This is a genomic window from Arthrobacter sp. B055-34 (assembly GCF_059090425.1).
The window spans coordinates 208,661-230,494 of sequence record NZ_JBNHFQ010000007.1 but is presented as its reverse complement, the minus strand read 5'-3'; the positions used below and the strand labels follow the sequence as shown (position 1 = coordinate 230,494).

General features: G+C 67.8%; 22 protein-coding genes. 17 read left to right on the top strand and 5 right to left on the bottom strand.

What is annotated here, in order from left to right:
- Positions 1-6 precede the first annotated feature (6 nt).
- The 7 genes from AC5RWO_RS15045 to AC5RWO_RS15015 are packed head-to-tail and all read left to right on the top strand — an operon-like array spanning position 7 to position 6,932.
- On the top strand, positions 7-612 hold the full coding sequence (locus AC5RWO_RS15045) for a D-glycero-alpha-D-manno-heptose-1,7-bisphosphate 7-phosphatase (protein WP_498732254.1): 606 nt from the start codon (positions 7-9) through the stop codon (positions 610-612).
- The gene (locus AC5RWO_RS15040; protein ID WP_498732252.1) at positions 609-1,676 is read left to right on the top strand and encodes a glycosyltransferase family 9 protein; all 1,068 of its coding nucleotides are present in this window, start codon (positions 609-611) and stop codon (positions 1,674-1,676) included. The genes AC5RWO_RS15045 and AC5RWO_RS15040 overlap by 4 nt, the downstream gene beginning before the upstream one ends.
- Positions 1,673-2,677, top strand: coding sequence for a glycosyltransferase (locus tag AC5RWO_RS15035; RefSeq protein WP_498732250.1), 1,005 nt, complete (start codon positions 1,673-1,675; stop codon positions 2,675-2,677). Before AC5RWO_RS15040 ends, AC5RWO_RS15035 begins: the two co-directional genes overlap by 4 nt.
- Positions 2,674-3,936, top strand: coding sequence for a glycosyltransferase (locus AC5RWO_RS15030; protein ID WP_498732249.1), 1,263 nt, complete (start codon positions 2,674-2,676; stop codon positions 3,934-3,936). Before AC5RWO_RS15035 ends, AC5RWO_RS15030 begins: the two co-directional genes overlap by 4 nt.
- On the top strand, positions 3,933-4,805 hold the full coding sequence (locus AC5RWO_RS15025; RefSeq protein WP_498732247.1) for a D-sedoheptulose-7-phosphate isomerase: 873 nt from the start codon (positions 3,933-3,935) through the stop codon (positions 4,803-4,805). The genes AC5RWO_RS15030 and AC5RWO_RS15025 overlap by 4 nt, the downstream gene beginning before the upstream one ends.
- Entirely contained in the window at positions 4,802-6,181 is a 1,380-nt protein-coding gene (locus AC5RWO_RS15020) for a PfkB family carbohydrate kinase (protein ID WP_498732245.1), read from the top strand. Before AC5RWO_RS15025 ends, AC5RWO_RS15020 begins: the two co-directional genes overlap by 4 nt.
- Before the next feature lie 34 nt (positions 6,182-6,215).
- The gene (locus tag AC5RWO_RS15015; protein WP_498732244.1) at positions 6,216-6,932 is read left to right on the top strand and encodes an SDR family oxidoreductase; all 717 of its coding nucleotides are present in this window, start codon (positions 6,216-6,218) and stop codon (positions 6,930-6,932) included.
- On the opposite strand, the gene AC5RWO_RS15010 is transcribed toward AC5RWO_RS15015, so the two are convergent.
- Positions 6,898-8,097, bottom strand: a complete 1,200-nt coding sequence (locus AC5RWO_RS15010; RefSeq protein ID WP_498732242.1) for a glycosyltransferase family 9 protein — start codon at positions 8,095-8,097, stop codon at positions 6,898-6,900. The genes AC5RWO_RS15015 and AC5RWO_RS15010 overlap by 35 nt on opposite strands.
- A 203-nt stretch (positions 8,098-8,300) precedes the next feature.
- On the opposite strand from AC5RWO_RS15010, the gene AC5RWO_RS15005 reads away from it, so the two are divergent.
- The 3 genes from AC5RWO_RS15005 to AC5RWO_RS14995 are packed head-to-tail and all read left to right on the top strand — an operon-like array spanning position 8,301 to position 12,153.
- A complete protein-coding gene (locus tag AC5RWO_RS15005; protein ID WP_498732241.1) occupies positions 8,301-9,716 on the top strand; it encodes an aldehyde dehydrogenase family protein in 1,416 nt (471 codons plus the stop codon).
- The gene (gene rfaE2 / locus AC5RWO_RS15000; protein WP_498732240.1) at positions 9,713-11,296 is read left to right on the top strand and encodes a D-glycero-beta-D-manno-heptose 1-phosphate adenylyltransferase; all 1,584 of its coding nucleotides are present in this window, start codon (positions 9,713-9,715) and stop codon (positions 11,294-11,296) included. The genes AC5RWO_RS15005 and rfaE2 overlap by 4 nt, the downstream gene beginning before the upstream one ends.
- Positions 11,293-12,153 (top strand): glycosyltransferase family 2 protein, encoded by an 861-nt coding sequence (locus tag AC5RWO_RS14995; protein ID WP_498732238.1) that lies wholly within the window; start codon positions 11,293-11,295, stop codon positions 12,151-12,153. The genes rfaE2 and AC5RWO_RS14995 overlap by 4 nt, the downstream gene beginning before the upstream one ends.
- Positions 12,154-12,168: 15 nt before the next feature.
- Here the strand turns inward: AC5RWO_RS14995 and AC5RWO_RS14990 are convergent, their stop codons facing one another.
- Together AC5RWO_RS14990 and AC5RWO_RS14985 are read right to left on the bottom strand one after the other, a co-directional pair.
- Positions 12,169-12,495, bottom strand: coding sequence for a hypothetical protein (locus tag AC5RWO_RS14990; RefSeq protein ID WP_498732237.1), 327 nt, complete (start codon positions 12,493-12,495; stop codon positions 12,169-12,171).
- A 43-nt stretch (positions 12,496-12,538) separates the two neighbouring features.
- Entirely contained in the window at positions 12,539-12,709 is a 171-nt protein-coding gene (locus tag AC5RWO_RS14985) for a hypothetical protein (RefSeq protein ID WP_498732235.1), read from the bottom strand.
- 123 nt (positions 12,710-12,832) lie between these two features.
- Between AC5RWO_RS14985 and AC5RWO_RS14980 the strand changes: the two genes are divergently transcribed.
- From AC5RWO_RS14980 to AC5RWO_RS14960, 5 genes are all read left to right on the top strand, one after another.
- A complete protein-coding gene (locus AC5RWO_RS14980; protein WP_498732234.1) occupies positions 12,833-13,039 on the top strand; it encodes a hypothetical protein in 207 nt (68 codons plus the stop codon).
- Between the two features lie 419 nt (positions 13,040-13,458).
- Positions 13,459-14,643: a TerC family protein gene (locus AC5RWO_RS14975; protein WP_498732233.1), complete on the top strand. Its 1,185-nt coding sequence runs from the start codon at positions 13,459-13,461 to the stop codon at positions 14,641-14,643.
- 112 nt (positions 14,644-14,755) lie between these two features.
- Complete coding sequence (locus AC5RWO_RS14970; RefSeq protein WP_498732231.1) at positions 14,756-15,778, top strand: LLM class flavin-dependent oxidoreductase; 1,023 nt, start codon at positions 14,756-14,758, stop codon at positions 15,776-15,778.
- A 258-nt stretch (positions 15,779-16,036) separates the two neighbouring features.
- Positions 16,037-16,276 (top strand): hypothetical protein, encoded by a 240-nt coding sequence (locus AC5RWO_RS14965; protein ID WP_498732230.1) that lies wholly within the window; start codon positions 16,037-16,039, stop codon positions 16,274-16,276.
- Entirely contained in the window at positions 16,276-17,406 is a 1,131-nt protein-coding gene (locus AC5RWO_RS14960) for a baeRF2 domain-containing protein (RefSeq protein ID WP_498732228.1), read from the top strand. The genes AC5RWO_RS14965 and AC5RWO_RS14960 overlap by 1 nt, the downstream gene beginning before the upstream one ends.
- Positions 17,407-17,508: 102 nt before the next feature.
- On the opposite strand, the gene AC5RWO_RS14955 is transcribed toward AC5RWO_RS14960, so the two are convergent.
- On the bottom strand, positions 17,509-19,395 hold the full coding sequence (locus tag AC5RWO_RS14955) for a glycogen debranching N-terminal domain-containing protein (RefSeq protein WP_498732227.1): 1,887 nt from the start codon (positions 19,393-19,395) through the stop codon (positions 17,509-17,511).
- A 250-nt stretch (positions 19,396-19,645) separates the two neighbouring features.
- On the opposite strand from AC5RWO_RS14955, the gene AC5RWO_RS14950 reads away from it, so the two are divergent.
- Positions 19,646-20,710 carry a LacI family DNA-binding transcriptional regulator gene (locus tag AC5RWO_RS14950; protein WP_498732225.1) on the top strand — a complete coding sequence of 355 codons (1,065 nt, stop codon included), beginning with the start codon at positions 19,646-19,648 and terminating at the stop codon, positions 20,708-20,710.
- On the opposite strand, the gene AC5RWO_RS14945 is transcribed toward AC5RWO_RS14950, so the two are convergent.
- Positions 20,707-20,958, bottom strand: coding sequence for a hypothetical protein (locus tag AC5RWO_RS14945; protein WP_498732223.1), 252 nt, complete (start codon positions 20,956-20,958; stop codon positions 20,707-20,709). The genes AC5RWO_RS14950 and AC5RWO_RS14945 overlap by 4 nt on opposite strands.
- Before the next feature lie 138 nt (positions 20,959-21,096).
- Between AC5RWO_RS14945 and AC5RWO_RS14940 the strand changes: the two genes are divergently transcribed.
- The gene (locus tag AC5RWO_RS14940; RefSeq protein ID WP_498732221.1) at positions 21,097-21,813 is read left to right on the top strand and encodes a GntR family transcriptional regulator; all 717 of its coding nucleotides are present in this window, start codon (positions 21,097-21,099) and stop codon (positions 21,811-21,813) included.
- The last annotated feature ends 21 nt before the right edge of the window (positions 21,814-21,834 follow it).

The window sequence follows — 21,834 nt, the reverse complement described above, 5'->3', positions numbered from 1 at the left end:
GCTGGTATGAGTCGCCACGTTATTGATCCGCCGCAGGCCGTCCTCTTCGACAGGGACGGCACGCTGGTGGTGGACGTTCCGTACAACGCGGACCCGCAACTGGTCCAGCCGATGCCCGGTGCCGGCGAGGTCCTTGATGCGGTCCGCCGCGCCGGACTTCGCTGCGGCGTGCTGACCAACCAATCGGGCATTGCCCGCGGCCTGCTGCAGCGCGCGCAAGTCGACGCGGTCAACGCCCGGGTCGAGGAACTGCTGGGACCGTTCGACCTCTGGGAAGTCTGCCCGCACGGTCCGGCGGACGGCTGCGAGTGCCGGAAGCCGGCGCCGGGGATGATCCTCAGCGCCTGCCGCCAGCTCGGCCTGCAGCCGTCCGAAGTCGCCTTCATCGGCGACATCGGTGCCGACGTCGAGGCGGCGGCTGCAGCCGGAGCAACCGGTGTGCTGGTGCCGACTCCGGTGACACGTGTGGAGGAAATCAATGCGGCGGAGCTGGTCGCGCCGGATCTGGCAGCGGCCCTTGAGCTGCTGCTGGGAACCGGTTTGCTGCCGGACGGTGTATTCAGCGACGCTGGCTTGGTCCGGGACGGCGACGTGGTCCGGGGCAGCCTATGAGCCGGGTGCTGGTTGCCAGGCTGGACAGCGCTGGGGACGTGCTGCTCGCCGGTCCTGCCGTCCGGGCCGTCGCCGCAGGCATAGCCGGCCGGCCCAACGAGGTCCTGATGCTGTGCGGACCGCAGGGGACCGCAGCGGCACAGCTGCTGCCGGGTGTTACCGACGTGTTCACCTGGGCCAGCCCGTGGATCGTGGATCCGGCGCCGCCGGTCACCGAGGACCACCTCGCGGAGCTGTGCGATTGGGTGCGCGGCCGCCAGATAGAAGAAGCCGTGATCCTGACGTCGTTCCACCAGTCCCCGCTGCCGTTGGCCATGCTGCTGCGGCTGGCCGGGGTGGAACGGATTACCGCGGCGTCCACCGACTATGCCGGCTCGCTGCTGGATGCGCGGCTCAAGCCCGGTGAAGACTTTCCCGAAGACCAGCCGGAGGCCGAGCGCGCCCTGCAGATCGCCGCGGCCGCGGGCTACCGCCTGCCGGCTAACGACAACGGACGGCTGCGCGTGCGCGACGTTCCGGATGTCGGCTGGCTGGTTGGCGCCGATCCGTACATCGTCGTCCATCCCGGAGCGGCCGTCCCGGCGAGGGCCTGGCCGCCGCTGCACCATGCGGCCGCGGTGGAACTGCTCATCGCCGCCGGCTACCGCGTGGTGGTCACGGGCGGTCCCGCAGAGGCGGAACTGACCGCGACGGTGGCGGGCCCGGACGCCCTCGATCTGGGCGGGCAGACCGACCTGCACAGCCTGGCCGGAGTGCTGGCCGGTGCTTCCGCCGTCGTCACCGGCAATACCGGTCCGGCGCACCTGGCGGCCGCCGTCGGAACTCCCGTGGTCAGTCTTTTCGCCCCGGTGGTTCCGGCCGTGCGCTGGGCGCCGTACAAAGTGCCGCTGGAACTGCTGGGGGACCAGAACGCGCCATGCCGGCTCAGCCGCGCCCGCGTCTGCCCGGTGCCCGGCCACCCCTGCCTGTCCGGTGTCGAACCCGAAGAAGTGGTGGCGGCCGTGCAGCGGCTGACCACCGGAGTTACGTCCTTGCCCACCCGCAGAGAGACGAGGAACGCATGAGAATACTGCTTTGGCACGTCCACGGCGGCTGGACCGACGCGTTTGTGCGCGGCCGCCACGACTACTTGCTGCCCGCAACGCCCGACGGCGGACCCTGGGGCCTGGGCCGGGCCGGCCGCGATTGGCCCGAAAATGTCCGCGACGTCGCGCCGGAGGACCTGCGCGAGGAGGATATCGACGTCGTCGTGCTGCAGCGGCCGGAGGAACTGGCCGAATGCGAGCGGCTGCTGGGAAGGCGCCCGGGCCGCGACATTCCCGCGGTCTTCCTGGAGCACAATACGCCCAAGGGCGATGTCCCCAACTCGCTGCATCCGCTGGCGGACCAGCAAGCTATTCCGGTGGTGCACGTGACCCACTTCAACCGGCTGTTCTGGGACTGCGGCACCGCGCCCACCACGGTGATCGAGCACGGCGTGGTGGACCCCGGGCACCTCTATACCGGCGAATTGGACCATCTGGCCGTGGTGGTCAACGAACCCGTCCGCCGCTGGCGGGTGACCGGTACGGACCTGCTGCCCGAGTTCGCGCTGGCCGGCCATCTGGAAGTCTTCGGCATGGGCACGGACGAACTCGCCTCGGCAACCGGCCTGGGACCTGACCAGCTGACCGTCCGCGGCGACCTGCCCGGCAAGCTGCTGCATGCCGAACTGGCGCGCTGCCGCGCGTACGTGCATCCGCTGCGCTGGACCTCGCTGGGCCTGGCCCTGCTGGAAGCCATGCATCTGGGCATGCCGGTCATCGCGCTGGCCACCACCGAAGCTGCCCGTGCGGTCCCGCCGGAGGCCGGCGCCATCTCCACGAATGTGGACGAACTGCGCCGGGAAGCGGCAAGGCTGGTGCAGGAACCCGAGGAGGCCCGGGCCCGCGGCGCAGTGGCACGCGAAACCGTGCTGCAGCGGCACGGACTGGCCGCCTTCCTGGACAACTGGGACGCGGTCCTGGCCGAAACAAGGACACACGCCGGCAGGGTTATTGCAGCGAACGAGAGGAGAGAGCTGTGAGGATTTCCATGGTTTCGGAACACGCTAGCCCGCTGGCCGTACTGGGAGGAGTGGACGCCGGCGGCCAGAACGTGCACGTCGCTGCCCTTTCTGCCTCCCTGGCCAAGCGCGGGCACTCCGTCACCGTTTATACCCGGCGGGACAATGGCGCCCTGCCCACACGCGTGCGGATGCGGCCCGGCGTGGAAGTGGTCCATGTCGATGCCGGACCGCCGGAGCCGGTGTCCAAGGATGACCTGCTGCCGTTCATGGGCCAGCTGGCGGACGGAATCTCCGCGGACTGGGACTGCAACCCGCCGGATATTGTCCACGGCCATTTCTGGATGTCCGGCGTCGCCGCCCTCGACGCCGCCCGGCGCAACTACGGTTCCGGTTACCCGGTGCCCGTACTGCAGACGTTCCATGCCCTCGGCACGGTCAAGCGCCGGCACCAGGGCGTACAGGACACCAGCCCCGCCCAGCGCGCATGGCTGGAACCGTCCGTGGGACGCAACGTGGACCGCATCATCGCGACCTGCTCCGACGAGGTCTTCGAACTGACCGCCATGGGCGTGCCGCGGAGCAACATTTCCATTGCCCCCTGCGGCGTGGATCTGGAGCTGTTCGGCGCCACCGGCGAGGTCGAGCCGCGGGGCCGCCGCCACCGGATCATGAGCGTGGGCCGGCTGGTGCCGCGCAAGGGCGTTGACCTGGTGGTCCGCGCGCTGCGGCTGCTGAAAGACCAAGGGATTGACGACGTCGAACTGCTGGTGGTCGGCGGAGCATCCGGGCCGGACGGGCTGGGAGGGGATCCTGAAGCGCGGCGTTTGATGGAACTGGCCGGCGAACTCGGTGTCGCGGACCAGGTGGTGCTGCGCGGCCAGATCCCGCAGGACAAGATCCCCACCGTGCTGCGCAGCGCCGACGCCGTTGTCTGCGTGCCGTGGTACGAACCGTTCGGCATTGTGCCGCTGGAAGCCATGGCGTGCGGCGTTCCGGTGGTCGCGGCTTCGGTGGGCGGTCTGATCGACACGGTCGTGGACCGCAAGACCGGTCTGCAGGTGCCGCCGAAGGACCCTGAAGCGGTGGCCTGCGCGCTGGCAGAGCTGCTGCGGGATCCGCAGCTGGCCCAGGAGCTGGGCCGCGCCGGCCGGAAACGGGTCCGCACCCGTTACTCCTGGGACCGCGTGGCCGCCGATACCGAAAAGGCCTACAACCTGGCCCTGAACTCGGGTGCCCTGAGCGGGGCACTGCGCCAGCTGGAAGGGGAAGCACTGTGAGACCAGTATCGATCACTACCACCCAGACGGGCGGCCGGCAGGCAACCGCACGGAGCCAGACCGCCGGCCGGACGCAGACGGAGCTGGAAACCTACGTCCGGCCACAGGGCCCCGCCTTGGTCCCGGTGCCGAGTCCCGCCGTCGTGCCCTCCGCCGTACCCGACCCCGGGCGTCCGGACGGCGCCGGGGAGGAAACGGTTGAGGGCCTGGACGCAGTGCTGGCGCATTTGGGGCAGGTGGCCCCGGCCGTTGATTCGCTGCGCAGCCAGGCCCCGCAGCTCGCGGCCTGGGGCATCGACCTGGCGGACCGGCTGCTCGGCGGGCAGCGGCTGCTGGCGGCCGGCAACGGCGGATCCGCCGCGGAGGCGCAGCACCTGACGGCAGAGCTGGTGGGCCGGTTCGACGGCGAGCGGGAGGCATTCTCGGCCATCTCGCTGCATGCGGAGACCTCCGCGGTCACCGCGATCGGCAACGACTACGGCTTCGACCAGCTCTTCGCCCGGCAGGTGCGCGGCCACGGGCGCGAGGGGGATGTGCTGGTGCTGCTGACCACCAGCGGGAAAAGTGCCAACCTGCTCAATGCGGTGGAGGCCGCCCGGAGCCTGGGCGTGACCACCTGGGCGCTGACCGGCAGTGCCCCGAATCCGCTGACCAGGATCTGCGACGACTACATCGCCATCGATGCGCTGCCGGCCAATGTGCAGGAGGGGCACCTGATGGCCCTGCACGCCATCTGCCGGGCGTTCGACGCCGAGGTGTCCCGGCGCCGGGCAGCCGAAACCGCGGCCGAAACCGCGGCCGGAACAATCTCGGCCGGCCCGGGCCGCACGGCCAGTCCGCGCAGTACGGACAGAAGGAGGCATCCATGAGCCGGAAGAACATTGTGGTGGTCGGCGATGTGCTGCTCGACGCCGATGTGCACGGCGACGCCAGCAGGCTTTCCCCGGATGCGCCGGTGCCGGTGGTGGATGTGGCGGAGACGGACTACCGGGCCGGCGGCGCCGGGCTGGTGGCACGGATGCTGGAGCGCGACGGGCACGCCGTCCGGCTGATCACCGTGCTGTCCGACGACGGCGCCTCCGGGCAGCTGCGCGGCGCCCTTGAAGGGATAGAAGTCGTTGCCGGCCCCTCCGGCGCGCCCACACCGGTGAAGACCCGGATCCGTGCCGCCGGCCAGTGCGTTGTGCGGTTCGACGAGGGTTGCGGCGAGGTGAAGATTCCTGACGTGACCGACGGAATGCTCGCCGCCCTCGAACAGGCCGACGCCGTGGTCGTGGCGGATTACGGCCGGGGCCTGGCCGCGAATACCCGGCTGCGTGAGCTTTTGCAGGACCTGGCAGGCAGGATACCCGTGGTCTGGGACCCGCATCCTTCCGGAAGCATTCCGGTACCCGGCGTCACCGCCGTCACGCCCAACCTGCCGGAGGCGATCCGCGCAGCCGGGCTTTCTACAAAGCAGGAAGGCGGCGCCCGCGAGGCTGCCCTGGCAGCGGAGGAACTGCGCCGTACTTGGCAGTGCGGGTCGGTAATCGTTACGCTCGGCGGCGCCGGCGCATTGGTCCTGGCCGACGACGGCCTGCCGCAGGTAATCCCTGCTCCCAAGGTGCAGGCGGGGGATCCCTGCGGTGCCGGTGACCGCTTTGCCGGTGCGCTCGCCGTCGGGCTGATGGGCGGACAGCCGCTGCCGGCCGCGGCCGAGGGCGCCGTGCAACAGGCGGCCGCCTTCCTTGCCGCCGGCGGGGTGGCCAGTTTGCGCGAAGAAGCCGCGCCGGAGCAACTGCACGGCGGCGGCGTGGATGCGCTGCGCGTAGCCCGGCAGACGCGGGAAGCCGGCGGCACCGTAGTGGCGACCGGTGGCTGCTTCGACCTGCTGCACGCCGGCCACGCCCGGACCCTGGCCGCGGCCCGCGGGTTGGGCGACTGCCTGATCGTCTGCCTCAACTCGGACGCCTCGGTTACGCGGCTCAAGGGCGAAGACCGTCCCATCATGGGCCAGCAGGACCGTGCCGAACTGCTGCTCTCGCTGGAGTGCGTGGACGCGGTGTTGGTCTTCGACGAGCAGACCCCGGAGGCAGCACTCGAACAGCTTCGGCCGGACCTTTGGGTCAAGGGCGGGGACTACACGGCGGACCAACTGCCCGAAGCCGCGCTGCTGCAGACCTGGGGCGGGCGGGCCGTGACAGTTCCCTACCATCCGGCGCGCTCCACCACCCGGCTGGCCGCGGCCCTGGCCAAGGTCGGCTAGCAACAAGACCATCCACGTCCACTAGGAGGAACAGATGAAATCAGCAGAATCCATCACGAATCCCTACAATCCCGGCCGCGTACTGGTCACCGGCGGTGGCTCCGGCCTCGGCGCCGCCGTTGTCGAAGCGGTCCGTGAAGCCGGCGGCACCCCGGTGGTGCTGGACCGTGACGTCAGCCGGGTCTCCGGCGTGAAGTGCCTGGAAGTCGATGTGTCCGACCGCGAGGCCGTCACCGCGGCGGTGCAGCAGGCGGCGGAAACGCTGGACGGGCTGGATGCCGTGGTCACTGCGGCAGGTATCGACCGCTGCGGCCGGCTGGAAGACGTGCCGGCGGACGAATGGGACAAGGTGATCGGCGTGAACCTGATGGGCACGGTCTCCGTGGTCCGCGCCGCGCTGCCGCACCTGATGGCCTCGCATGGGCGGGTCATTACAGTGGCTTCGTCGCTGGGCATCAAAGCGGTCTCGGATGCCACCGCCTACTGCGCGTCGAAATTCGGCGTCGTCGGTTTCAGCCGCGCGCTCGCGGCGGAGACCCGCGGGCAGATCGGCGTCACCACCATGATTCCGGCCGGCATGAAGACCCGCTTCTTCGACGACCGGACGGAGCAGTACAAGCCGCAGGACGACTCCCGGCTCAACGATCCCGAACGGGTGGCCGAGGCCATCCTCTTCGCACTCTCACAGCCGAAGGGCTGCGAGGTGCGCGAGATGGTTATTTGCCACGAAGAAGAAGACTCGTGGCCCTAAGCTGGCGGACGTCCGAGTAGACGTCTTCGGGGCGTATCTGCTCGGTCAGCGGAAACTCGTGTTCGCAGCGCTCGGCGGTCCAGCCGACCTGCGTCACATCGGATCCGCAGACCGGGCAGTGCGTCATCCAGGACATATGGACCCGGTGCACCGTCCGTCCCAGCGCACCGGCCATAATCAAGTTCCCGGCCCAGTAGATCCCGACCGTAGGCGTGCCCACAGCCTGGGCCAGATGCCGCGGCCCGCTGTCGTTTCCGAGCATGACGTCACTGGCGCGCAGCAACGCGGCCAGTTCCCCGAGCCCCAACTGCCCGGCCACGGAACGGATGCTCCCGGCGTCGTGCATTAATTCCTGTGCCTGGGAAACCACGTTGTCCGCCAAATCCACGTCCTCCGAGCCCCCGACCAGAAGGACCTGGCAGCCATCCTGCGCCGCCCAGGCGGCGACCTGCGCAAAGTACGACGGCGGCCATTGCCGCCGCTGGTCCGAGGCGCCGGGGTGAATGGTCACCAGCGAGGGCCGGCCAGCATCCAGCAGGCCGGCAGCTGCCGTCTCCTCCTCGGGCAGCACCGCCAGCTGGGGCTGCAGGGCCACCGGCGCGGCACCGGCGAGGCCGACCACTTCGAGCGCGCGGAGCACCTCGTGCTGGTAATAGAGGTACGGGACGGTCCGTTCCAGCGCCGCGGCATCCTCGGTCCGGGTGCCCACGGTGTGCCGGGCTTCAAGCTGGAGCAGGAACGGGTTGGAAAAGCGCCCGCCGCCATGCAGCTGGACGGCCAGGTCGAAACGCTCCGCCCGCATCCGGGCCAGGAACTCTTCCACCGCCACCGGATCCTCGGGCCCCGGCCGCACGCCCTCCGCATAGGGCAGCACTTCGACCCGGTCCACAGCCCCCGGCCTGCCGCCCAGCAGCGCGGCATGCAGCGGAGCCCCGAGCAGCGTGATGGTCGCCTCCGGATAGGCGGCGGCCAGCGACTGCATGGCCGGCACGGCAAACATCAGGTCGCCGAGTCCGCCGCCGCGCAGCACCGCAATCTTCTTGACATCGTCGAACCGTCCCAGCAGCGGGCCGACGAGGCCCTGCCCCGCCGTTGCGTCGAGCCGCTCGCCGCCGAAGTCCGCTCCGCCGGTAGCCACTTCGTCGACGTCGATTTCCTGATCCATGTGTACCTCCATCTTCGCCGGCGGGCAGCGGCAGTATCTGTTCTGAGCTTCACCCTAAAGCGCTTCCGCGCCGCTGACCAGTGCTTCAAAGAGGTTGGATCCTCCGTGTCTGAATGGGCAGGCAACGGGGTACGGAGTGAAGCAGAACGCTTTGTTCGGCCGGCACTTCGGGTGCGGCCGAGCCAATCTGGAAAAGGAGCGATATGACAACCGGTTCCGAGACAGTCCTGCGGCAGGAAAACGCGTCAGCCGAGGCCGCCATCACCATTCACGATCCCCGGGACGGCAGCCTCGTGGGCAGCGTGCCGGAGGCCCGCCCCGAGGAAGTGGACCAGGCGGTTGCCGCAGCCCGCGCCGCGCAGCCGGGCTGGGCGGCCATGGACCCGGCCGCCCGCGGCGAACTGCTGCACGCGGCGGCCGCTGCGCTGAACGACAACGCCGAACGGCTGGCGCAGCTGAACGCGCGCGAAACCGGCCGGCCGGAGGCCGAGGCCCTGGCAGGCGTCAAAGCCGGGGCAGCAACGCTGCGGCAGTACGCGGAACTGGCCCCGGTACACCGCGGGCTGAGCCTGCGCGGTTCCAGAATGGCCGCCGACTACACCGTGGCCGAGCCGCGCGGCGTCGCGGTCCTGCTGACCCCGTGGAACGATCCGGTCGCGGTCGCCGCGGGTCTGCTGGGCGCTGCCCTGGTCACCGGCAACACCGTGGTGCACAAGCCGAGTGAGCGCTGCCCGCACCTGGGCGCCCTCCTCGGGGAGGTACTGGCGGCCGTGCTGCCGCCGGACGTCCTGATCACGCTCAACGGTGGACCGCAGGTGGGCTCGGCGCTGACCAGCCATCCCGGCGTCGACGTTTTCGCCCATGTCGGCTCCAGCGCCACCGGGACGAGGATCGCGCAGGCGGCGGCGCTGAGCGGCGCGCATGTGATCCGCGAAAACGGCGGCAACGATCCGCTGTTGGTGGACGCCGGCGTGGACCCGGTGTGGGCGGCGGAACAGGCGGCCATCGGGGCCTTCGCCAACAGCGGCCAGATCTGCACCTCCGTGGAACGGATCTACGTGCACCGCGACATCGCCGATGCCTTCTGCAACGCCCTCGCCGAGGAGGCCCGCAAGCGCAATACCGGACAGCAGCTCTCGCCGCTGGTGGATACCAGGTTGCGCGATGAAGTCCACGCCCAGGTTGCCCTGGCGCTGGCCGCCGGCGCGAAGGCCACGGAAGGCGGCGGGCTGCCCGAGGGGCCGGGCGCGCACTATCCGGCCACCGTGCTGCTCGGCTGCAGCGAGGACATGACCATCATGACCGAGGAGACCTTCGGGCCGGTGGCACCGGTGTCCGTGGTAGACAGCTTCGACGAGGGGCTGCAGCGTGCGGCCGCCGGACGGTACGGCCTGGCCGCCACCGTGCTGACGGCAGACATGGCGCATGCCCAGCAGTCGGTGGCAGCGCTGCCGGTCGGCACGGTCAAGATCAATGCCGTCTTCGGCGGCGCGCCGGGCGGTTCGGCCCAGCCGCGCAAGGACAGCGGCCACGGTTTCGGCTACGGCCCGGAGCTGCTGGACGAATTCACCCAGGTCAAGGTGGTCCATGTCGGCCTGCCCGGCGGGGTGAAGCGATGAGCTCGCTGGAAGGCATTTCCGGACTTGCTGACTGGCTGCCGCAGCGCCTGGCTGAGGCGGCCCCGCAGATCACCGTGCTCGGCGACGTGATGCTGGACGGCTGGTTCGCCGGCCGGATCGAGCGCTTCTGCCGCGAGGCGCCGGCCCCGGTAGTGGACATGTTCCGGCGCGAGTATGCCCCCGGCGGCGCCGCCAACACTGCCATGAACCTTGCCGCGCTCGGCGCGCAGGTACGGATTGTCGGGCTGACCGGCAGCGACGAGGCCGGACGCCGGCTGCGGGAGCTGCTGGCCGGTGCCGGCGTGGACGTCGCCGGTCTCATCGAACATCCTGAGGTCGTCACCACCACGAAGTACCGCGTGATCGGCGGGGACCAGATCATGCTGCGGATGGACGAACAGACCCAGCGGATGCCGGCGGACGCGGTGGAGCAGCTGGCCGCCGCGGTGCCGCAGTCGCTGCTGGCCAGTGCCGCCGTGGTGGTCTGCGACTACGGCTCCGGCGCCCTCGGCGGTGCCGTGCGCGAAACCCTGGCGGCCCACCGGGGCGACCGGCTGACGGTGGTGGACGCGCACGATCCGCGGGCCTGGGCGCAGGTGCAGCCGGATCTGGTCACGCCCAATGCCGGCGAAGCCGCCGGGCTCCTCGGCATCGCCTTCGAACCGGACTCGGACCGGGCGGGCCTGGTCGCCGCGAGCGGCGGGCAGCTGCTCGAAGCGGCGGGCGCCCGCTCCGCCGTCGTTACCCTGGACCGGGACGGCACCATTTTGCTCAACAACGACGGCGGCACGCACCGGACGTGGGCCCGTCCCGTTACCGAGAAGCAGGCATCCGGCGCGGGGGACACCTTTGTGGCCTGCCTGACGCTCGCGCGGGCTGCCGGGCTGCAGCTGACCACCTGCCTGGATCTTGCGCAGGCCGCTGCCGACGTCGTCGTCCACCGCCCCGGCACCTCGGTATGCAGCACGGCGGACCTGGCCGGACACTTGGGCAGCTTCAGCGACACCGCGCTGGACGCGGCGGAACTGGCCCGGCGGCTTGGGGACGAGCGGGCAGCGGGACGGCGGATCGTGCTGACCAACGGCTGTTTCGATGTGCTGCACCGCGGGCACACGCGCTACCTGAACCAGGCCAAACAACTCGGCGATGTGCTCGTGGTCGCGCTGAACAGCGATGAATCCGCGCGCAGGCTCAAGGGCCCGGACCGGCCGATCAATCCGGTGGGGGACCGCGCGGGCATCATCGCGGCGCTCAGCTGCGTGGACTACGTGACCGTGTTCGACACGGACACGCCCATCCCGCTGATCGAGGCCGTCAAACCGGACATCTATGCCAAGGGCGGGGACTATTCGCCGCAGATGCTTGAGGAAACGCCCGCGGTGGAAGCGTACGGGGGACAGGTGAGCATCCTGGACTACGTCTCCGAACATTCGACGACGGCGGTAGTGCGGCGCATCCGCGGCACCGGCACGGACACGGGTGCGGGCGCAGCCCAAGCCCCGGCCAAAGCCACAGTCACAGACGGGGCTACTGGCGCAGCCGCGGCCGGACCCGTGGCCGAAGAAGCGGAACGGGCATGACGCGCAGGCACTCGGGGCAGTGGGCGCTCCCGGTGCCCGAGGAGCCCCAGGCCGAGATCGACGTACTGATCCCTACCTACGGGCGCGAGGCGGAACTGGCCGTGACGCTGTCCGGACTTGCCGCCCAGGACGGGCCCGCGTTCTCGGTGACCATCAGCGACCAGACCGACGGCGATCCCACCTGGGTCCATCCGGCGGTCGCCGCAATGGTCCGGGTACTCCGGGCCCAGGGCCGGTCGGTCAGGCTGGAGCGGCATCTGCCCCGGCAGGGCATGGCGGAGCAGCGGGATTTCCTGCTGGGCCTCGCCAACGCGCCGCTGGTGCTGTTCGTGGACAATGACATCTGGCTGGAGCCGGGCATGCTGGCACGGATGCACGTCGCCATCCGCGAGGCGGGCTGCGGGTTCATCGGCGCCGCCGTCCAGGGGCTCTCCTACCTGGACGACGAGCGGCCTCAGGAGCAGGAGCCCTTTGAACTATGGGAGGGGACCGTTGAGCCGGAGCGGGTGCGCCGGACGGATGAACGGTTCGCCCGCTGGACGCTGCACAACGCGGCGAACTTGACCCACATCGCCCGGTCCTTGGAGATTCCCGACGGCGAGTGGCGGTTGTACAAGGTGGCCTGGGTTGGCGGCTGCGTGCTTTACGACCGAGCCAAGCTCGTTGAGTGCGGCGGCTTCGAGTTCTGGAAGGAGCTGCCAGCCGCCCATGCCGGTGAGGACGTGGTCGCGCAGTTGCGGGTCATGGAGCGCTACGGCGGAGCGGGAATCCTGCCCTCCGGCGCGGTGCATCTGGAGGCGCCGACGACCGTGACGGATCGGTCCACCGAAGCATCCGAGGTCATTCTCGACGAGTAGCTTTAGCCCGACTTGCTACTGGGTTTGCTCCTGCCAGCCGCTGCCCTGCGCATAGCTGGCGATCAGGGTGCCGGCACCGGTCTGCATGGATTCGGTCGGATCGTCATAGAGGGATGCTTGGCTGGCCTTGCTGTTGCTGAGGATTTCTTCCGCTGCGGTCTTGGCTTCGTCCAGGCTTGCGCCGAAAACCTCGGTGCGGACGGGCAACCGGTCGGTGTGGACGACCTCCGCGTCAACCTCGGTCAGCGGGACGGTGTACCCGCGGTGCTCTTCGCTGACCGGGAACTCATAGTCCCCATCGCCCTGGCCTGTTGGGATCACGTATTCCAGAAAGTAAGACATTGATGCCTTTCCTCGTCGCTAACGGTCGGTGTCAAACGGCCGGTCAGCGCTGGTCGGCTTCCAAGGCATCCTGTGCCGCGGCCAGTTCGTCGTAGGTAATAACCCACTCGCGACCCTTCGGCGTGAGCGTGGCACTGCCGTCCGCCTCGCTTGCCAGAATTTCTTGCCGGTACTCCGCAGCCGCCGCCCGTTCGGTGTCGGTGGCAAGCCGCACGGCTTGTTCCAAGTCGGCTCTGTCCATGCCCCTAGCGTTTCACAGGCGGCACAGCGTGCATAGGGGCTGCCCGCGAGACCCGGACCTGCTGACAGCAACCTGCGGCACTGCTACCTTGGGACAATGGCTGAGGGATCCAGAGGCCGCAAACCCGGAACCGACCCGCTGATTATGGGGCTGATCTTCGGGATTTTGCTCGGTGTTGTGCTGTCGACGATAGCCGGCCAGTGGTGGTGGATCGTCGTCGGAGTTGCCGTCGGTGCTGCCATCGGCGCCGGCAGACTCAGCGCGGACAAGAAGAAGCGCGGCCGCAATAGCGACGGCACCTGACTCCGCCGCAGAGTCGCGCAGTCACCTGTAGCCGCGCAAAACCGGGCCAGCACTTGGTCAAGCAACCCCATCACCTGGTGCTAAAGCGCCCCCAAGCACTTTCCGTGTCCCCAACTACTTTCCCTGTGGATCGATAGTGCAGGCCGCGCGCCTATTGCCGTGACACACTGGCCCTGATCTGCGCAACGACCGGGCGGCGCAGAGGACATCCAACAAGAATCCACCCACCGGCACCGGCCACAGATTCGTCTCTTGTTGGAACCGACGTTAGAATGAAAAATGCGTAAGGGAGTATTCCAAGCGTTGCACACGTCAACACGTCAGGCACCGATGCCTTGCCGGGTGCAGCGGCCAGCCGGACGGCGGGCGGAGAGACTTACTCGGCTCACTGCTACCCACCTTACGAAAGCAGGAATACCTTGACTGTTACTCCCCTGATCTGGGGCATCACCATAGTGGTCATCCTGGCCCTGCTGGCCTTCGACTACTTCTTCCACATCCGCAAAGCGCACGTTCCGCAGCTGAAGGAAGCGGCCATCTGGTCCACCATCTACGTGGGCATCGCCATCATCTTCGGCATTCTCGTCCTGATCTACGGCGGCACCGCGATGGGCTCGGAGTATTTCGCCGGGTACATCACGGAGAAGGCGCTCTCGGTGGACAACCTGTTTGTCTTCCTGATCATCATCGCCAGCTTCCGGGTCCCGCGCGAGGACCAGCAGAAGGTGCTGCTGTTCGGCATCGTGTTCTCGCTGATCGCCCGCACCGGCTTCATCTTCCTCGGCGCCGCGCTGATCAACTCCTTCGCCTGGGTGTTCTACGCCTTCGGCCTGATCCTGCTGATCACCGCGGGCAACCTGATCAAGCCGGACCACGGCGGCGGCCAAGCCGACAACTTCATGATCCGGCTGGCCCGCAAGTTCTTCCACACTTCCGAGGATTACGACGGCGACAAGCTGTTCACCGTGGAGAACGGCAAGAAAGTCCTGACCCCCATGCTGCTGGTCATGGTGGCCATCGGCGGTACGGACATCCTGTTCGCGCTGGACTCGATTCCGGCGATCTTCGGCCTGACGCAGAACGTCTACATCGTCTTCACCGCCACGGCGTTCTCGCTGATGGGCCTGCGCCAGCTGTACTTCCTGATCGACGGCCTGCTGGACCGGTTGATCTACCTGTCCTACGGCCTGGCCGCGATTCTCGCCTTCATCGGGGTCAAGCTGATCCTGCACGCCCTGCACGAAAACAACCTGCCGTTCGTCAACGGCGGCCAGCCGGTTCCGGTCGTCGAGATCTCCACTAGCCTGTCCCTTACCGTCATCATCGGTGTGCTGGTCGTGACCATCGTGGCGTCGCTGCTGAGCAAGGCCGGCAAGGCCCAGACAGCCATCAACAACGCCCGCCGGCATGCGGTCAACTACCTGGATCTCAGCTACACCGCGGACCCGGTGGAGCGCGAGCGCATCTACAACGCGCTGCGCGAGGAAGAGCGGCAGATCGAACACATGGAGCCGAAGTACCGAAACAAGGCCAAGGACGTGGACCGGATCCGTGCCCAGGTGGCCGAGGCCCACAAGCAGCACAAGGAGTACCTTGCCCGGTAAGCCAGGTAAACCCGCTCAATCCGGTAACTGCAGAACGTAAGCGCGGTAATCCGCTGTAACAGCAGCGGCGGGCAGCACCCGGCCGATTGGTTCCGCCGGTAAGATCGGCCGGGTGACTGACGCCTTTGCCCTCCGTTCCGCTGTCCCTCTCTCCGTGCTGGACCTGGCCCCGGTCTCCCAAGGCCAGAGCGTGGCGGAGGCCATCGAGGCCAGCGCCCGGCTGGCCGAGGTTGCCGACGCCGCCGGCTACCGGCGCTACTGGTTTGCCGAACACCACAACAATGAAGGCGTAGTCAGCAACGCAACCGCCCTGCTGATCAGCCTCGCCGCCTCCCGCACGTCCCGCATCCGCGTCGGTTCCGGCGGCGTCATGCTGCCCAACCACGCGCCGCTCGTGGTCGCCGAGCAGTTCGGCACCCTCGCGAGGATGTATCCGGACCGGATCGACCTCGGACTGGGCCGGGCTCCGGGGACCGATCCGCGCACGGCCGCCATGCTCCGCCGCGGCGACTCTTCCGGCCAGGCCTTCGCCGGTGAAATCGTAGAGCTGCAGGCCTTCTTCGGCTCGCAGGAAGGCCTGGCCGTGCGCGCCCTCACCGCCCGGGACGCCCAGGTGCCCATGTGCGTGCTGGGCTCCTCAACCTCCGGGGCGGCCGTCGCCGGTCAGCTGGGCCTGCCCTTTGCCGCGGCTTCGCACTTCGCGCCGGAATCGCTGCATGAGGCCATCGCCGTCTACAAGCAGTACTTCGATCCCGACGCCGGAACCGCCCAGCTCGACCAGCCGTACGTGATCGCCGGAGTGAACGTGCTGGTGGCGGAGTCCGCCGAGGAAGCCGCATTCCAGTTCTCCTCGCATCAGCAGGTTGTCCGGGACATCATCACCGGAGGACGCCGTCCGGTCCAGCCGCCGCGGGCGGACGCCATGGCGGACTGGGATCCGCGTGAAGCCGCAATGGTGCAGGCGCGGCTTTCCGCGGGGGCGGTCGGAACCGCGGAAACGGTCAGCGCCGAGCTCCGCGAACTCATCGAGGCCACCGGCGTCAATGAGCTGATGGTCGTCACCTACGCCTACGACCGGCAGGTGCGCGAAAACTCCTACCGGCTGCTGGTCGAGGCCTGGGGCAGCGGCGCTTAACACCGCATGCCAAACAACGACGGCGCAACTTACCGCCGTCGTTGTCCTGCCTCAGAACAGCCGCTGGCGGCCCCGGCAGTGTCCCTCCACAGGCGCACATTTCCGCCCGGAACTTGGCATGCCGCGGACGTTTTCTGCCGATTCTGCCTACGGTCCTACGGTTGTGGGACGGGCCCTTCCACGGGGTTGGAGCCGGTGCTACGGTGAGGATTACCGATCGATACAGCGCGCGGTACGCCGCGTGGGAAGGAGATCACCATGGTAGAGCGGGGCAGTAACAAACACGGTTCCGAGCTGGACGACCAGATGAAACATGAAGACCAGAGTCTGATCCAGGGCAGCAAACCAGGACACGCAGAAGAATTCCGCGAGACAGAACCCTTCCCGGACGAGACGGACAGTCCCGAAGTGCTCGATGCCATACGGAACGATTCAGCCATCAGGAATGCCCAGCAGGGCAAAGCTGACAGGGCAGAAAAGGATGGTGGAGACCGCTAATGGCCGAGCAGCTCAATACCTACGCGGAACTGTTCAAAAAGAGCGGACCGTGGACCACCGTTTACGTTGACGCCAGTACCGGCACCGTGGACACCTTGAGAGCCGGGGACGTCCTGCCGGACCGGGTCCGCGAAGTCCTCTCGGGCCAAGGCATTTCCAAGCAGGACCTGAAGGCCGTCGAGGAGGCGATTTCCCCGGCAACGGGCGTGCCCTCCCCGGTCAGCCGCTTTGTGCTGGTCCGCGACGGCAACATTGAAGTCAATGAGATCCTGCCCGGGCCGCTGGCCGGACCGGAGAAGATTTCCGTGGACAGCGTGCCGGATTTGGTTCCGCTGATGAAGCAGCGCGGGGATGACTTTCCCTACATAGTGGCCGAAGTGGGACGTGACGGCGGCGAGATCCGGCTGCAGTATGCCCGCCGCAACGGGGTGGCCGAGGAACATGCCGTTGAAGGTTCGAAGGAAAACCTGAAGAAAGTCCCGACCGGCGGTTGGGAGCAAGGCAGGCGCCAGCACCGGACGGAAGAGATCTGGCGCAAGAACGCGGACGAGATCGCCGGTGCCATTGACCGCGTTGTCAGTACCTGCCGGCCACGGCTGCTTGTCGTCGCCGGCGACATCCGGGCGCGCGAACTTGTAGTCAACCAGCTCTCCGAAGCGAGCCGGTCCATCGAAGCAACGGTGGAGTCGCATACCCGCACCGGCGGCGCAGACCAGAAAGTTTTCCAGGAGGAAGTCTCCCGGCTGGTGGCAGAGGTCTGGGCACAGCAGCAGCAGGAAATTCTGAGCCGGTTGGAAATGCAGCAGGGCCAGGACAACCCGGAGTCCACAACCGGCTACGGCAATGTGGTGACGGCGCTGCAACAGGCCCAGGTGGAACGACTGATCCTTGAGGACGCCGCGCTCGCAGACCATGAAGCGTTGGCCCTGGACAAGGAACCGTGGATCGCCACGGAGAAGGCCAACGCGCTGGATGGCCAGGTGCTCGGAACCATTTCGGCGCCGGCAGCCATGGTGCGGGCCGCAGCCCTGACGGACGCGAAGGTTTCCCTCGTTCCATCCGGTGTGTTGTCGGAAGGAACCAAGGTGGCCGCGCTGCTGCGCTGGCCTACCGGTCCCAGTGCATCCTGAATAACCTATCCACAAACTGAGGTGCCGGCGGCAAAGTCCGCCGGCACCTCAGCGTGGACTGCGCGGCAGAGCAGCGAAACGTCGCACTCGCCCGTCAGCCGGCTAGCCAAGGACGTTGAAGCCACGCAGTGCCTGTGCGATCGGCACCGCTGATGCCGCGGCCCAGGCCTGCGGACGGCACGCCGCCGGGTACGGCACGGGCGGCCACCTCCGGTCGGCCGGATCGCCGGAAAACAGTTCCGGCAGGCGCCAGTCAAAACCTTCGGCCGCGTCCAGCATGCCGCCGGCGAGTCTTGCCGCCTCGTCTTCGAAACCGTCTTTGAGCATGCCCAGCAGAGTCCAGGCGCTGTCGTGGGTCCATACGGAGCCGGCGTGGTACCGGGTGGGCCAGTAGCCGCCATTGGTGGTGGACAGGGTCCGGATGCCGTAGCCGGAGAACATCGAAGGATCCATTAACCGGGTCACGACGGCGGCCTTTTCCTCCGCGTTCAGCAGACCGGTACCGAGCAAGTGACCCATGTTGGAAGCGATGGAGTCCACTGGTTTCTTGTCAGCGTCGAGGGCGATTGCGGGATAGAGGCCGGCGTCGTCGGTGCACCAGAACTTCTCCCGGAAACGATCCGCGAGATCGGAGGCAAAGGCCCGCCATTCGCCCGAGCCCGGCCGGCCGAAGTGGTCCAGCATCTCGGCCCCAACGGTAGCAGCTTCATGCGCATAACCCTGCACCTCAGCCAGCGCGACCGGCCCTGCCGCCGGTGTGCCGTCATGCCAGCGGATCGAGCCAGCGGTATCTTTCCAGCCCTGGTCCGCCAGCTCGCTGCTGGGAGCACCGGCGCACTCAAGGAAACCATCGCCGTCGGAATCGCCGTAGTGCTGCATCCAGCCGAGGGCGTCCTCGAGGTGCGGCAGCAGTGCCTTGACCTCGGCCTCCGGCATCCCCGAGTGCCAGGCATCATGGAGCAGGATGATCCACAGCGGGGTGGCGTCGATATTGCCATACTGAACCGGGGGCACCGCGATAACTGTCCCACCGGGACCCATGACGAAGGTGCTGCGGCGGACTTCGCGCAGGATCTTGCCCGGTTCCTCACCCGTTTCCGGCACCACATCAGTACCCTGCCGTCCCGCCAAAGCCCGCAGCGTTCCCGCGGCTGTCGTGGCATCGATGGGCAACAGCATACGGGCGGCCATCAGGGCGTCCCGGCCGAACATGGTCAGGTGCCACGGCGCGCCCGCGGCAAGGAACGCGTGTGCCGGACGCTCCCGGTCCGCGATCCGCAGACTGTTGAGGTCGCTGATCGAGCGCGTCATCAGCCGCATGAGTCGCGGGTCGCCTGCCACGGACGGAGTCCGCAGCGACTGACCGCCGGCGGCAATCATCGGCGCGCCTTTGTCGGACACGGCCAGCGACCAGCCAAGCTCGACGGCGTCTCCCGGCTGGAGTGTGATACGCCAGCTGAGCACAACCTGGCTACCCATGAAGGCCAGCTCGGCCCCCTCCGCGGTCAGCTCCGCGCTGGTGTCCTGGCCCCGCCAGCGCCAGCGGCGGTCTTCCGGCGCCACGGATCCTGCGGCCAAGGCCAGGCCTGCTTTGATCTGGTCCATCGGCAGGGCATCGGCGACCAGTTCCATCTTCACGTCCAGCGTCACAGATTCGTCCAGTACGGACTTGAACGTCAGGGTCTCGGCCAGCCGTCCCGTATCAACCGAGCGGCCCCGGATGATGGACACCAGAGGGTCGGCGACGTTGGCGGGAACCCGGATGAAATGGATGAAGTCCACGTGTTCGGTGGAGTTCAGCTGGGTGGAGACCCATTCGGGCTCGTGGCCATTGACAGTGAGGACGGCCCGCGCCAGAACCCTGTCGTCCCCGCAGTAGGCACCCTGGGCACCCTCGCCGCGGATCTGGCCGTGGTGGTCGCTCCAGACCTGGATAGGCGCGGTGAAAACGCCGGTGAGATCGTGCAGGTAGGGCTGCTGGAAAGCCATGGCTGCTCCTTGGGTTTAGCGTGTACTTGCCGGCCTCGTGCCGGTGGTGCTGAGGTGGAGGGAGGGCTCCTTCAGGGAGCTGCCGTTCAGTCCCCGTCGGTCATTGACACCTCATTTGAACGTTCATACTGTGGTGTTTACATCTTGGCAGATACCCCCTCCGATGCAACACCCCGTCTTCGTTGGTTACGTAGCGGCCAGCACGGACACCGGCGTTAGCCAGCGCGGAAGTCCACAGAAAAGGGACCCGATGACACAGAAGAAACCCACTCTGGTCAGTCTTGCCGAGTCTATCGGGGTCTCCCGCCAGACAGTGTCCAACGTGCTCAACGCACCGCAGCGGGTGAAGCCGGCCACCCGTGAACGGGTCCTCAAGGCCGTCCGGGAGAGCGGATACCGTCCCAGTGCGGCTGCCCGCCAGCTGCGAACGCGCCGGTCGATGGATCTGGGCCTGCGGCTGACGCCTGTTACCGACGGGATCAACGGCGCGGTGCAGGACCGCTTTCTCCACGCGCTGACGGAAGCCGCCCAGGACGCGGGCTACCGCCTGACCCTGTACAGCGCGCGCGATGACGAGGAAGAAATCCGCCACATCGACGAGCTGCTGCACGTGGCGGACCTGGATGGCTTTGTGCTGACTGGCACCCATGCCGGGGATCCGCGGACAGCCTGGCTGCAGGAGCATGCCGTTCCCTTCGCCGCCTTCGGCCGGCCTTGGAGCCGCACGGAGGATCCGTTTGCGTCGGCCCATCCGTGGGTGGATATTGACGGCGCAGCTGGCACCGAGAGTGCCACCGGGTTCCTGCTCGAGCAGGGCCACCGGCGGATCGGCTTCCTGGGCTGGCGGCCGGACGAAGGCCTGGGGGACGACCGGCGGGCCGGCTGGCACCGTGCCATGGAAGCAGCCGGCAAGGGCGGAAGCCTGCACGAGCTGAGTACGGCAACGGACGACGACGTAGCGGCCGGAGCCTCGGCGGTTGACGGCTTGCTGGCGAATGGAGTCACCGCTCTGGTCTGTGCCAGCGATTCGCTGGCTTTGGGTGCCTTCGCCCAGCTGCGGGCGGTGTTGCCGCCGGAGCAGGAACCCGCCGTCGTCGGTTTTGATGACACTCCGGTTGCTGCGGCCGTGGGCCTGAGCAGCGTGGCCCCGCCCGTTGCCGATGCGGCCCGGCGCATCATCGCGGTACTGTCCCATGTGCTGGCCGGCCAGCCGGCGGACGAGGGGCCGCAGCAGCACCAGGTGCTCAAGCCTTCCCTGGTGGTGCGGACGCCCCATGCGTTGGGCAGGATTGCGCGGCGGCCGCTGGGCAGCTAGCCGTTGTAGCGGCGGCCGTCGTCCTCCGGCTCGCCTTCGGGCTGCCAGGTAAGCGTGATTTCGACGCCACCGCGGACGGCGCCTATTACTAAATGCAGGTCTTCGCCATACAGGTCCTCGTGGTCCACCCGCCCGCCGTCTTCGCGGCGTTGTTCCACCAGATCCGTCATGGCCGCAGCCATCGCGCGGCCCCAGTCCTGAGGGTGTCGGCTATTGGCTTCGGCCGACGCCGAGTATTTTTTGTTCATGCTGGTCCCGTCCGGAGCATCAGGGGCAAAAGTCCATCCAACCCCGCCCCGGGCCGAACACCCATCTGAAATGAAGTTTGACCCTGCCCCACGACGCTGTGATGCAGGTCTCATAAGGTTAGGATGAAGAATGCATTGATGCCAACAAATGCGCCATATTACCTATATGTGACGTTTTCACTGGCAGCCGGCGATGACGAGGAGGCCATCATGGGCAGTGACGTTCCCGCGACGCGACGGGCGGCAATCTCCCGGCAACTGCGAGACGAAATCCTGGCCGGTGAGCTTCCGCCGGGAGCCCCGGTTAAGGATGCCGAGCTGGCCGAGCGGCTGGGAGTGAGTATTACGCCGGTCCGGGAAGCGGTGACGGAGCTGATCACCGAGGGCCTGATCGAAAGCCTGCCGAACAAACGGCGCCGGGTGGCCGTGCTCAACGAGCTCCATGCGGTCCAGCTGCTGGATGTTCTCGGGGTTGTCCTGGTTGCGGTCTTCGAACGCTCGGCTGCGCGGCTGGGCGAGGACGATGTCGAGGCCATGGCGGCAGCCGCCGAGCACCTGGAAGGCGCGCTCCAAACCGGCGACATGCTGGCCGCCCACACCACGCTGAGGGGATTGATCGAAATAATCCTTGATGCCGCCGACCACGATGAGCTGCGCGCCGTGAATGAGCATGTGCTGGCCCGTTCCCTGGGCCGGCTGTTCCTCTACCAGCGGGAGGAACTTTATTACATCTGGACGGACGGGTGGAAGGAGGCAGTTGCGCTGCTGCGCCGGCAGGAACCTGACGCCGCCGTCCAACGGTTGCGGCAGGTCTTCTGGATTTTGACGGAGGAGCTGCGAACCGGGGACATGTAGGCCGGCAAGCTAGGGCGAAAG

Bases quoted from the DNA above. Each gene is read 5' to 3' on its own strand.
- AC5RWO_RS15045 (WP_498732254.1), top strand. From the start codon at position 7: ATGAGTCGCCACGTTATTGATCCGCCGCAGGCCGTCCTCTTCGACAGG.
- AC5RWO_RS15040 (WP_498732252.1), top strand. From the start codon at position 609: ATGAGCCGGGTGCTGGTTGCCAGGCTGGACAGCGCTGGGGACGTGCTG.
- AC5RWO_RS15035 (WP_498732250.1), top strand. From the start codon at position 1,673: ATGAGAATACTGCTTTGGCACGTCCACGGCGGCTGGACCGACGCGTTT.
- AC5RWO_RS15020 (WP_498732245.1), top strand. From the start codon at position 4,802: ATGAGCCGGAAGAACATTGTGGTGGTCGGCGATGTGCTGCTCGACGCC.
- AC5RWO_RS15015 (WP_498732244.1), top strand. From the start codon at position 6,216: ATGAAATCAGCAGAATCCATCACGAATCCCTACAATCCCGGCCGCGTA.
- AC5RWO_RS15010 (WP_498732242.1), bottom strand. From the start codon at position 8,097: ATGGATCAGGAAATCGACGTCGACGAAGTGGCTACCGGCGGAGCGGAC.
- AC5RWO_RS15005 (WP_498732241.1), top strand. From the start codon at position 8,301: ATGACAACCGGTTCCGAGACAGTCCTGCGGCAGGAAAACGCGTCAGCC.
- rfaE2 (WP_498732240.1), top strand. From the start codon at position 9,713: ATGAGCTCGCTGGAAGGCATTTCCGGACTTGCTGACTGGCTGCCGCAG.
- AC5RWO_RS14995 (WP_498732238.1), top strand. From the start codon at position 11,293: ATGACGCGCAGGCACTCGGGGCAGTGGGCGCTCCCGGTGCCCGAGGAG.
- AC5RWO_RS14990 (WP_498732237.1), bottom strand. From the start codon at position 12,495: ATGTCTTACTTTCTGGAATACGTGATCCCAACAGGCCAGGGCGATGGG.
- AC5RWO_RS14980 (WP_498732234.1), top strand. From the start codon at position 12,833: ATGGCTGAGGGATCCAGAGGCCGCAAACCCGGAACCGACCCGCTGATT.
- AC5RWO_RS14965 (WP_498732230.1), top strand. From the start codon at position 16,037: ATGGTAGAGCGGGGCAGTAACAAACACGGTTCCGAGCTGGACGACCAG.
- AC5RWO_RS14960 (WP_498732228.1), top strand. From the start codon at position 16,276: ATGGCCGAGCAGCTCAATACCTACGCGGAACTGTTCAAAAAGAGCGGA.
- AC5RWO_RS14955 (WP_498732227.1), bottom strand. From the start codon at position 19,395: ATGGCTTTCCAGCAGCCCTACCTGCACGATCTCACCGGCGTTTTCACC.
- AC5RWO_RS14950 (WP_498732225.1), top strand. From the start codon at position 19,646: ATGACACAGAAGAAACCCACTCTGGTCAGTCTTGCCGAGTCTATCGGG.
- AC5RWO_RS14945 (WP_498732223.1), bottom strand. From the start codon at position 20,958: ATGAACAAAAAATACTCGGCGTCGGCCGAAGCCAATAGCCGACACCCT.
- AC5RWO_RS14940 (WP_498732221.1), top strand. From the start codon at position 21,097: ATGCCAACAAATGCGCCATATTACCTATATGTGACGTTTTCACTGGCA.